The sequence below is a fragment of the Agromyces mediolanus genome (genome assembly GCF_014648575.1).
Lineage (GTDB): Bacteria > Actinomycetota > Actinomycetes > Actinomycetales > Microbacteriaceae > Agromyces > Agromyces mediolanus.
In genome coordinates this window covers 7,438-17,938 of sequence record NZ_BMRJ01000006.1, presented here as the reverse complement: position 1 = coordinate 17,938, position 10,501 = coordinate 7,438, and the positions used below count along the sequence as shown (strand labels likewise).

Here is a 10,501-nt window from a genome sequence, read left to right as displayed (position 1 = left end):
CGGCGACGGCCGCGAGGCGAGCGCGCACGCCGTCGTCGCCTGGGTCGCCCGCCACTTCGACGCCGAGCTCGCGGCCGTCGCCTGCTCGATGGCCGACGCCGTGCTGCCGCACCTCGTCGCCCAGTCGCTGCCGGGCGTCGACGTGCTCTTCCTCGACACCGGCTACCACTTCGCCGAGACGCACGAGACCCGCGACGCCGTGGCGGCGGGGCTCGACGTCCGCGTGGTCGACGTGCGCCCCGCGCAGACCGTCGGCGAGCAGGACGCCGAGTTCGGCGCCGAGCTCTTCGCCCGCGAGCCCGGCCTCTGCTGCCAGCGCCGCAAGGTCGAGCCGCTGCGGGCGGCGCTCGCCGGCTACGAGCTGTGGTTCACGGGCGTGCGCCGCGACGAGGCGCCCACCCGGACCGGCACGCCGCTCGTCGCCTGGGACGAGCGCAACGGCCTCGTGAAGGTGAACCCGCTCGCGGCCTGGACCTTCGAGGAGCTCGGCGACTACGCGGGGGCGTTCGGGGTGCCGGTGAACCCGCTCCTCGGCCGCGGCTACCCCTCGATCGGCTGCGAGCCCTGCACGAAGCCGGTCGCCGCCGGCGCAGACCCGAGGTCCGGCCGCTGGGCCGGCCTCGCCAAGACGGAATGCGGGTTGCACGGATGACGACACTGTTCACGGCCGAGCCGACGCTCGAGGCCCGGCCCACGACCGGAGCGCCGGCACGGCTCGAGGTGCTCGACCAGCTCGAGGCCGAGGCGATCCACATCATCCGCGAGGTCGTCGCGGAGTTCGAGCGGCCCGTGCTGCTGTTCTCCGGCGGCAAGGACTCCGTCGTCGTGCTGCACCTGGCGCGGAAGGCCTTCTGGCCGGGCCGGGTGCCGTTCCCGGTGCTGCACGTCGACACGGGGCACAACTTCCCCGAGGTGCTGGCGTTCCGCGACGAGACCGTCGCGCGTCTCGGCATCCGCCTCGAGGTCGCCCGGGTGCAGGACTACCTCGACGACGGCCGCCTGCAGGAGCGCGCCGACGGCACCCGCAACCCGCTGCAGACGCAGCCGCTCCTCGACGCCATCGCCGCCGGCCGGCATGACGCCGTCTTCGGCGGCGCGCGGCGCGACGAGGACAAGGCGCGGGCGAAGGAGCGCATCCTGAGCCTCCGCGACGAGTTCGGCCAGTGGGACCCGCGCAACCAGCGCCCCGAGCTGTGGAGCCTCTACAACGGGCGGCACACCCCGGGGCAGCACGTGCGCGCGTTCCCGATCTCGAACTGGACCGAGCTCGACGTGTGGCGCTACCTCGAGCGGGAACGGATCGAGCTGCCGCCGCTGTACTTCGCCCACGAGCGCGAGGTGTTCCGCCGCGACGGCATGTGGCGGGCGGTGGGCGAGCACTCGCTGCCCCGCCCCGACGAGCCCGTCGAGCGGCGCACGGTGCGGTACCGCACCGTCGGCGACATGAGCTGCACCGGCGCGGTCGAGTCCGACGCGGCCGACCTCGCCGCGGTCACCGCGGAGGTCGCCGCCTCGACGCTCACCGAGCGCGGGGCGACCCGAGCCGACGACCGCATCTCCGAGGCCGCCATGGAGGACCGCAAGAAGGACGGGTACTTCTGATGAGCACGCTGCTGCGCTTCGCCACCGCCGGCTCGGTCGACGACGGCAAGTCGACCCTCGTCGGGCGGCTGCTGCACGACGCGAAGGCGATCCTCGCCGACCAGTTCGCGCAGATCGAGTCCGCCAGCCGCGCGCGCGGCTTCGGCGGCGACGCCGGGGGCTTCGACTTCGCCCTGCTCACCGACGGGCTGCGCGCCGAGCGCGAGCAGGGCATCACGATCGACGTCGCCTACCGCTACTTCGCCACCGACCGCCGCTCCTTCATCCTCGCCGACTGCCCCGGCCACGTGCAGTACACGCGGAACATGGTGACCGGCGCGACGACCGCCGACGCGGTGGTCGTGCTCGTCGACGCGCGCAAGGGCGTGCTCGAGCAGACCCGCCGGCATCTCGCCGTCGTGCGCCTGCTGCGCGTGCCGCACGTCGTCGTCGCCGTGAACAAGATCGACCTGCTCGGCTACGACGCCGAGCCCTTCGCCCGGGTCGCCGAGGAGGTCGCGGCGGTCGCGGGCGAGCTCGGACTCGACGGCGTGCACGTGATCCCGGTCTCCGCGCTCGCCGGCGACAACGTCGTGGAGCGCTCCGCGAACACCCCCTGGTACCGGGGGCCGGCGCTCCTCGAGCTGCTGGAGGCGCTGCCCTCGGCCGAGGAGCTCGCGGCGGAGGCCGCCGACGACGGCGAGCCGTTCCGCCTCGACGTGCAGCTCGTGCTGCGGCCGCAGGGCGCCCTCGCGCCCGAGCTCGCCGCGGTGCCGGGCGCCGAGGACGAGTACCGCGACTACCGGGCCTTCGCCGGCCGGATCACGGCCGGCGTCGTGCGCCCCGGCGACCGGGTGCACGTGCTCCCGGCCGGCGTCACGACCACGGTCGTCGCCGTCGACACGGCCGACGGCGAGCTCGCCGAGGCGCGCGCGCCGCGCTCGGTCGCGCTGCGACTGGCCGACGAGGTGGATGCCGCGCGCGGCGCCGTCGTCGTCGCCGCGTCGGCGGTGCCGGAGACCGTGCGCGAGCTCGAGGCGGAGCTGTTCCAGCTCGACGCCCGGCCGCTCCTGCCCGGCGCACGGGTGCTCGTGAAGGCGGGCACCGCGACGGTCCCGGCGCTCGTCGCGGAGATCACCGGCCGCCGCGACCTCGACACCCTGCGCACCGAAGCGGCCGACCGCCTCGAGACGAACGACATCGGCCGGGCCGTCCTTCGGCTCGGCGCGGCGCTGCCGGTCGAGGAGTACGCGGCGAGCCGCGCGGCCGGCGGCTTCCTCGTCATCCATCAGCAGGACGGCGCGACCCTCGCCGCGGGCACCCGCTCGAGCGCCTGATCACCCACCGCCGATCACCCACCGCCGACCGCCCACGGCCCACCGACCACCCAGCACGACCCACCGCGATCCCCGAGGAGGCGACCACCATGCACCACCGCACCATCCGAACCAGCCGCATCACCCGAGCGATCGCGATCATGGCGGCCGGGGCCGCGCTGCTGAGCGGCTGCGCCGCGACCGCGAGCGCCGACGGGGGAGCGGATGCCTCGTCGGCCCCCGCCACGGAACTCCGGCTCGGCTACTTCGCGAACGTCACCCACGCGCCCGCCCTCGTCGGCCTCGAGGAGGGCTTCTTCGCCGACGCGCTCGGCGACACGAAGCTCAGCACCGAGGTGTTCAACGCCGGGCCCGCCGCCGTCGAGGCGCTCTCGGCCGGCGCGATCGACGCCGCCTACATCGGTCCCAACCCCGCGATCAACACCTTCGTGAAGTCCGGCGGGGAGTCCGCGGTGATCGTCGCCGGAGCCGCCTCCGGCGGCGCGGCGCTCGTCGTCCGCGACGGCATCGATGAGCCCGCCGACCTCGCCGGCACGACGCTCGCGACGCCCCAGCTCGGCAACACGCAGGATGTGGCCCTGCGCACCTGGCTCGCCGAGGAGGGCTTCGCGACCGACACCACGGGCGGCGGCGAGGTGCAGATCACGCCCACTGAGAACGCGCAGACGCTCACCCTGTTCCAGCAGGGGCAGCTCGACGGCGCCTGGCTGCCCGAGCCGTGGGTCTCCCGGCTCGTGCTCGAGGGCGGCGCGCACGTGCTCGTCGACGAGGCCGAGCTCTGGCCGGACGGCGACTTCCCGACGACGGTGCTGCTCGTCTCGAAGACCTTCCTCGACGAGCACCCCGAGACCGTGCGCGCGCTCGTCGAGGGGCACGCCGAGGCCGTGCGCTTCCTCGCCGACGAGCCCGAGCAGGCCGCCGCCGACCTCAACGCGAAGCTCGCCGCCGACACGGGCAAGCCGCTCGACGACGCCGTGCTCGCCCGGGCGCTCGAGCACGTGCGCTTCACCGTCGACCCCGTCGCGGGAGCCTTCGAGGAGGTGCTCGCGAACGGCGTCGCCGCCGGCACCGCGAAGGACGGCTCGATCGACGGGCTCTTCGCGCTCGGCATCCTGAACGAGGTGCTCGAGGGCCGCGGCGAGCCCGCGGTCTCGGCCGCCGGGCTCGGGACGGAATGACCGTGACGGCGATCCGGCTGGCCGGCGTGGGCAAGCGCTTCGGCGGTCCGCGCTCGCCGCTGGTGCTCGACGGCATCGACCTCGACGTCGCCGAGGGCGAGTTCGTGTGCCTGCTCGGCGCCTCCGGCTGCGGCAAGTCGACGCTGCTGAACCTCGTCGCGGGCCTCGAGGCGCCCACCACCGGCTCGATCGAGGTGCCCGGCGACGGGGCCGCGGTGATGTTCCAGGAGTCGGCCCTGATGCCGTGGCTCACCGCCCGGCGCAACGTCGAGCTCGCCCTCCGGCTGCGCGGCGTGCCCAGGCCCGGTCGCCGGGGCGAGGCCGAACGGCTGCTCGAGCTCGTGAACCTCGCCGACGCCGCCGAGCAGCGGCCGCACGAGCTCTCCGGCGGCATGCGCCAGCGCGTCGCGCTCGCCCGCGCGCTCGCGCAGGACCGCACGGTGCTGCTCATGGACGAGCCGTTCGCCGCGCTCGACGCCATCACCCGCGACCTGCTCCACGAGGAGCTGGAACGGGTCTGGCGCGAGACCGGCCGCACCATCCTCTTCGTCACGCACAACGTGCACGAGGCGGTGCGCCTCGCCCAGCGGATCGTGCTGCTGTCCAGCCGGCCGGGGCGCGTCGCCGGGGAATGGCGCACGGACGCGCCGGGCCTCGACGCCCAGTCCGTCGCCCGGGAGATCACCGAGCGACTGCGGAAGGAGATCGCGAGCAATGCCGCCTGAACTCGTGCGCGACGTACTCGCGGAGGAACGCCGGATCGCGGAGGAACGCCGGATCGCGGCGGGGGAGGCGGCGGAGTCGCTCGCGCCGCGACCCTCGACCGCCTCGGGCGAGCTGCGCGCCCTGGAGGCCGGCCTCGACCGGCTGCAGACCGCACCCGCCGAACGGGAGCCCTGGTGGCGGCGGGCCGCCCGAGGCATCCTGCCCCCGATCATCCTGCTCGTCGTGCTGCTCGCCGTCTGGCAGGCGTACACCGTCATCGCGCAGCCCCGGCCCGACCTGTACCCCGGCCCGCTCGACGTGCTCGCCTCGGTGGGCAGCGCCTGGGACACCGGGCGGCTGCAGCTCGCCGTCGGCACGAGCCTCGAGCGCGGCATCGTCGGCTTCCTCATCGCCGCGGCGATCGGCACCCCGATCGGCCTGCTGCTCGCCGAGTCCCGGCCGCTGCAGCGCGCCTTCGGGCCGTTCGTGTCGGGGCTGCAGGTGCTGCCCTCGGTCGCCTGGGTCCCCGCAGCGATCATCTGGTTCGGGCTCTCGGACGCGACCGTGTACTTCGTCATCCTGATGGGCGCGGTGCCCTCGATCGTGAACGGCCTCGTCGCCGGCGTCCGCCAGGTGCCGCCGCAGCTGCGTCGCGTCGGGCGGGTGCTCGGCGCGAACCGGGCCGAGCTCGCCGCGCTCGTGGTACTGCCCGCCGCGCTGCCCGGCTACCTCGCCGGCCTCAAGCAGGGCTGGGCGTTCTCCTGGCGTTCGCTCATGGCCGCGGAGATCATCGCGACGGGCGGCTCCATCGGCTTCGGCCTCGGCGCACTGCTCGACCAGGGGCGGCAGCTCGCCGACCTCTCGGCGGTGTTCGTCGCGATCCTCGCCATCCTCTTCATCGGCATCCTCGTGGAGCTCGCCGTCTTCGCCCCGCTCGAGCGGGCGCTGCTGCGCCGGCGCGGGCTGCTCCCCGCGGGAGGCGCGCGATGAGCGGCGGGCGCGCGATGAGCGGCGGGCGCGCGATGGGCGGCGGGCGCGCGATGGGCGGGACGGGGCTCGTGCAGCTCGTCGGGGCGGGCCCCGGCGAGCTCGGCCTGCTGACCGTGCGCGGCCTGCGCGCCATCGAGGCGGCCGAGGTGATCGTCGCCGACCGGCTCGGCGCCCGCGCCGTGCTCGACCAGCTCGAGACGGAGCGCGGACGCCCGCTCGACGCCGAGATCGTCGACGTCGGCAAGCACCCCGGGCACCACGCCGTGCCGCAGGAGGGCATCATCGCGCTCCTCGTCGAACTCGGCCGCGCCGGCCGCCGCGTCGTGCGGCTGAAGGGCGGCGACCCCTACGTCTTCGGCCGCGGCGGCGAGGAGCTCGCCGCGTGCCGCGCCGCGGGCGTCGACGTCGAGGTGGTGCCCGGCATCACGAGCGCGATCTCGGTGCCGGCCGTCGCGGGCATCCCGCTCACCCACCGCGGGCTCGCGACCGCGTTCACCGTCGCGACCGGGCACGACCAGATCGCCGAGCTCGGCGGCGGCCGCGACCACACGGTCGTGCTGCTGATGGGCGTCGGCACGCTCGCGAACTCGGCGACGACGCTCGCCAGGGGCGAGCGCGGCGCCGGCTGCCCCGTCGCGATCGTCGAGGACGGCTACGGCGCCGGGCAGCGCGTCACGATCGGCACCCTCGGCACGATCGCGGCGCAGGCGGCCCGGCGCGGCGTCCGCTCGCCGGCCGTCGTCGTCGTGGGCGATGTCGTGCGGCTGAGCCCCTACGCCCCCGCCGAGCTCGCCGTGGACGGCCACGCCGTCGCCGTCGCGCACGATCCCTTCGTACCGCGGAGCGCGCGGCACGACCCGGCCGCGTCGCCCGGCGCGCCCTCCGAGAAAGGCTCCAGATGACCCTCCCCGCCCTCCGCGTCGCGATCGTCGGCGCCGGCCCGGCCGGCGTCTACGCGGGCAATCTGCTGCGCGCGGCCGTCGCCGAAGCCGGCGGCACGGTCGCGATCGACCTCTTCGAGTCGCTCCCCGCGCCGTACGGCCTCATCCGCTACGGCGTCGCGCCGGACCATCCGCGGATCAAGGGCATCGTCGCCTCGCTGCACGAGATGCTCGACGAGCCGGGGATCCGCTTCCTCGGCAACGTCGAGATCGGCCGCGACCTCGGCCTCGACGAGCTGCATGCGCGGTACCACGCCGTGATCCTCGCGACGGGGGCGATCCGCGACGCCGCGCTCGAGCTGCCGGGCGTCGGCCTGCCGGGCTCCTACGGCGCGGCCGACTTCGTCGCCTGGTACGACGGGCACCCCGACGTGCCGCGCGAGTGGCCGCTCGAGGCCCGCGAGGTCGCCGTGATCGGCAACGGCAACGTCGCGCTCGACGTCGCCCGCATCCTCGCGAAGCATCCCGTGGACCTGCGCGGCACCGAGGTGCCGGACAACGTGCTCGCGGGGCTCGAGGCCTCGCCCGTCACCGACGTGCACGTCTTCGGCCGGCGCGGCCCCGCCGACGTGAAGTTCACCCCGATCGAGCTGCGCGAGCTCGGCGAGGTGCCGGGCGTCGACATCGTGCTCGACGAGGCGGACTTCGCCGCCGAGGATGCGCTCGCCGCGTCCGGCGAGGTGCCCGCGGGGCGCACCAATCAGGTGAAGATCATGCTGCGCACGCTGAACTCGTGGCGCGGGCGCACGACGGGGGCGCCGCGTCGCCTGCACCTGCACTTCCACCACGCCCCGCTCGAGGTGCTCGGCGCCGAGCGGGTCGAGGGCGTGCGCTTCGAACGCACCGAGGTGCGCAGCGACGGCGTGGTGGCGGGGACCGGCGAGCGGCGCGACGTCGCCGTGCAGGCCGTGTACCGGGCCGTCGGGTACTTCGGCTCGCCGATCGCGGGCGCGCCGTTCGACGCGGCGCGCGGCGTCGTGCCGAACGAGGCGGGCCGGGTGCTCGACGGGGCCGGTGCGCCGCTGCCAGGGCTCTACGCCACGGGCTGGATCAAACGCGGTCCGATCGGCCTCATCGGCCACACCAAGAGCGACGCGATGGAGACCGTCGCGAACCTCGTCGCGGATGCGGCGGCGGGTCGCCTCGCGGCACCCGTCGTGGCGGATGCCGAGGCCGAGGTGCTGGACCTGCTCGACGCACGCGGGGTCGAGCACACGGGCTGGGCGGGATGGCTCGCCCTCGACGCGCACGAACGCGCGCTCGGCGAGGTCGACCGGTATCCGCGCGAGCGGATCAAGCTCGTCCCGCGGGAGGCCCAGGTGCGGGTCTCCCGGGAGGGGGCGCTCGCCCCGCGCTGAGCGCGCCGCCGCGCCCGCGCGCTCAGCCGCGCTCCGAGCTCAGCCGCGGCCGTACTTCTTGTGCACGGCCTGCTTGCTGACCTCGAGTGCGAGGGCGATGAGCTGCCAGCTCGCGCCCTGCGCCCGGGCGCGCCGAACCGCGAGCGCTTCGGCCCGGTCGAGCTCCCGGGTGAGCTCGACCCGGGCGCGGTGCAGCTCGCGGAGCGCGCGGTAGGGATCGTCGCCGTCGGCTGCGGCGATCGCGGTGGAGAGTCCGGTCACATCCATGCCGTCAATCATCGTTGACGGCGTGGAGCTTGTCAATCGGGGTTGACGAGTGTCGGGCGGCGGGCGACGGGCGACGAGCGGCGAGCGCCGCTCGTCGCCCGCGCTCAGAGCACCGCGGAGGACTCGAGGCCCGCCTCGTCGAAGTCGACGTCGCGGGTCTCCTTGGACACGAGCAGCGCGATGAGCGTCAGCACGCCCATGACCGACAGGTAGATGCCCACCCAGAACGGGCTGCCGCCCCCGGCCTGCCAGAGCGCCACCGCGATGAACGGTGCGACGGCGGCGCCGAGGATCGAGGACACGTTGTACGAGATGCCCGAGCCCGTGTAGCGCACGTTGGTCGGGAACAGCTCGGGCAGCAGCGCGCCCATCGGGCCGAAGGTCATGCCCATCAGGGCGAAGCCGACCACGAGCCAGGCCATCACGCCGGCGAAGCCCGCCGAGAGCATCGGCACCCAGACGAGGCCGAAGACGATGATGCCGAGCGTCACCCAGATGAGCGTGCGGCGACGGCCCCAGCGGTCGGCCCACGGGCCCGAGAGCAGGGTGAAGACGCCGAAGAAGAGCACGCCGCCGATGAGCATCAGCACGAAGGTGTTGTACGAGTAGCCGAGGCCGGGCAGGGCGCCGTCTGCGGCCTCGACGGGTGCGCGGCCGTAGCTCAGCGAGAAGGTCGTCATGAGGTAGAAGAGCACGTACGTCGCGAGCATGAAGAAGGTGCCGAGGATGAGTTCGCGCCAGTACTTGCGGAACACCGTGGCGAGCGGCAGGCGCTGGATGCGACCCTGCTTCGACGCCGTCGAGAACGCCGTCGACTCGACGAGGCGCAGGCGCACCCAGAGGCCGACGGCCACCATCACGATCGAGAACAGGAACGGGATGCGCCAGCCCCAGTCGAGGAAGGCCTGCGAGGGCATCGAGGGGTCGTCGGAGGGGAGTGCGGCGGCGATGATCAGGAACAGGCCGTTCGCGATGATGAAGCCGATCGGCGCGCCCAGCTGCGGGAAGGTGCCGTACCAGGCCCGCTTGCCCTTCGGCGCGTTCTCGGTCGCGACGAGCGCGGCGCCCGACCACTCGCCGCCGAGGGCGAAGCCCTGCGCGATGCGCAGGATGACGAGCAGCAGCGGGGCGAACCAGCCCACCGCGAGGTAGGTCGGCAGCACGCCGATGAGGAAGGTCGCGATGCCCATCGTGAGGAGGGCGCCGACGAGCGTGGCCTTGCGGCCGACCTTGTCGCCGAGGTGCCCGAAGACGACGGCGCCGAGCGGCCGGGCGACCATCGCCGCGCCGAACACGGCGAAGGAGGAGAGCAGCGCGGTGGTCGCGTCGCCGGTCGGGAAGAACAGGTGGGGGAAGACGAGGACCGCCGCGGTCGCGTAGACGTAGAAGTCGTAGAACTCGATCGTCGTGCCGATGAGGCTGGCGAGGATGACCCGGCTGCGCGGATTGGCCGGCGCGGCGGGGGCGGTCGATGGGGCTGACATGCTGCAGAGACTCCGTGCGGTTCGAGGCCCCGGCGGACTGGCGTCGGTCTGGCGTCGGTTCCGCTGGTGGCGGGATGATCTGCTGCTTGTGGCAACCCGCCAACCTTACGCGCGTCGCCCGCGAACGGGGGCCGCGCTGCGACGAGCGGTCGCATCCGGGCGACGAACGGCGGCTGCCGTTCAATCGAAGGTTCGAAGCGCCGTCGGGCCGGGCTCGTTAGGCTGGGGCCATGGACACCATCTTCACCGTTCTGCACGTCGTCACCGCGGTCTTCATCGTCGGGCCGATGGCGATCATCCCCATGACGGCGATGCGGGCGGTGCGCGCGGGCAACGCGGCGCAGGTCCGCGTGCTCGCGAAGTCGACCACGATCTTCAGCTGGCTCTCGCTCATCGTCTTCGTGCTCGGCTTCGGCGTCATGGGCATGGCCGACGAGAAGTACGGCCTCACGTTCACGACGCCGTGGATCCTCTGGTCGATCATCCTCTACGTCGTCGCCTTCGCCCTCAGCGTCTTCGTCGTCGTGCCCGCGATGAACAAGGCCGCCGACGCGCTCGAGGCGAGCGCGACCGCGAGCGCCGGCGGCGCCGCGGCCGCCGAGAAGTCCGGCTACCCGGCGATCGCCGCGGGCAGCGGCATCGTCTCGCTCCTCCTCGTCG

Annotated in this window: 11 protein-coding genes; 9 read left to right on the top strand and 2 right to left on the bottom strand. The window is 74.2% G+C overall.

Going from position 1 to position 10,501, the window contains the following annotated elements:
* The 8 genes from IEY71_RS16865 to IEY71_RS16830 all read left to right on the top strand — a co-directional run.
* A partial coding sequence (locus tag IEY71_RS16865) for a phosphoadenylyl-sulfate reductase (RefSeq protein WP_189086548.1) occupies positions 1 to 652 on the top strand: 652 nt, incomplete at its 5' end.
* On the top strand, positions 649 to 1,602 hold the full coding sequence (gene cysD, locus IEY71_RS16860) for a sulfate adenylyltransferase subunit CysD (RefSeq protein WP_189086547.1): 954 nt from the start codon (positions 649 to 651) through the stop codon (positions 1,600 to 1,602). The genes IEY71_RS16865 and cysD, both read left to right, overlap by 4 nt.
* On the top strand, positions 1,602 to 2,918 hold the full coding sequence (locus IEY71_RS16855; RefSeq protein WP_189086546.1) for a sulfate adenylyltransferase subunit 1: 1,317 nt from the start codon (positions 1,602 to 1,604) through the stop codon (positions 2,916 to 2,918). The genes cysD and IEY71_RS16855 overlap by 1 nt, the downstream gene beginning before the upstream one ends.
* An 89-nt stretch (positions 2,919 to 3,007) precedes the next feature.
* Positions 3,008 to 4,096 carry an ABC transporter substrate-binding protein gene (locus IEY71_RS16850; RefSeq protein ID WP_189086545.1) on the top strand — a complete coding sequence of 363 codons (1,089 nt, stop codon included), beginning with the start codon at positions 3,008 to 3,010 and terminating at the stop codon, positions 4,094 to 4,096.
* Positions 4,093 to 4,821, top strand: a complete 729-nt coding sequence (locus IEY71_RS16845) for an ABC transporter ATP-binding protein (protein ID WP_189086544.1) — start codon at positions 4,093 to 4,095, stop codon at positions 4,819 to 4,821. The genes IEY71_RS16850 and IEY71_RS16845 overlap by 4 nt, the downstream gene beginning before the upstream one ends.
* Positions 4,811 to 5,791 (top strand): ABC transporter permease, encoded by a 981-nt coding sequence (locus tag IEY71_RS16840; RefSeq protein WP_189086543.1) that lies wholly within the window; start codon positions 4,811 to 4,813, stop codon positions 5,789 to 5,791. The genes IEY71_RS16845 and IEY71_RS16840 overlap by 11 nt, the downstream gene beginning before the upstream one ends.
* The gene (gene cobA / locus IEY71_RS16835; RefSeq protein WP_229781820.1) at positions 5,788 to 6,693 is read left to right on the top strand and encodes a uroporphyrinogen-III C-methyltransferase; all 906 of its coding nucleotides are present in this window, start codon (positions 5,788 to 5,790) and stop codon (positions 6,691 to 6,693) included. The genes IEY71_RS16840 and cobA overlap by 4 nt, the downstream gene beginning before the upstream one ends.
* Positions 6,690 to 8,090, top strand: a complete 1,401-nt coding sequence (locus IEY71_RS16830; protein WP_189086542.1) for an FAD-dependent oxidoreductase — start codon at positions 6,690 to 6,692, stop codon at positions 8,088 to 8,090. The genes cobA and IEY71_RS16830 overlap by 4 nt, the downstream gene beginning before the upstream one ends.
* 39 nt (positions 8,091 to 8,129) lie before the next feature.
* Here the strand turns inward: IEY71_RS16830 and IEY71_RS16825 are convergent, their stop codons facing one another.
* Both IEY71_RS16825 and IEY71_RS16820 read right to left on the bottom strand, forming a co-directional pair.
* Positions 8,130 to 8,357 (bottom strand): hypothetical protein, encoded by a 228-nt coding sequence (locus tag IEY71_RS16825; RefSeq protein WP_189086541.1) that lies wholly within the window; start codon positions 8,355 to 8,357, stop codon positions 8,130 to 8,132.
* Positions 8,358 to 8,461: 104 nt separating this feature from the next.
* Entirely contained in the window at positions 8,462 to 9,841 is a 1,380-nt protein-coding gene (locus tag IEY71_RS16820; RefSeq protein ID WP_189086540.1) for an MFS transporter, read from the bottom strand.
* Between the two features lie 230 nt (positions 9,842 to 10,071).
* Between IEY71_RS16820 and IEY71_RS16815 the strand changes: the two genes are divergently transcribed.
* On the top strand, positions 10,072 to 10,501 hold a 430-nt coding region (locus tag IEY71_RS16815), incomplete at its 3' end, for a DUF2269 family protein (RefSeq protein ID WP_189086539.1).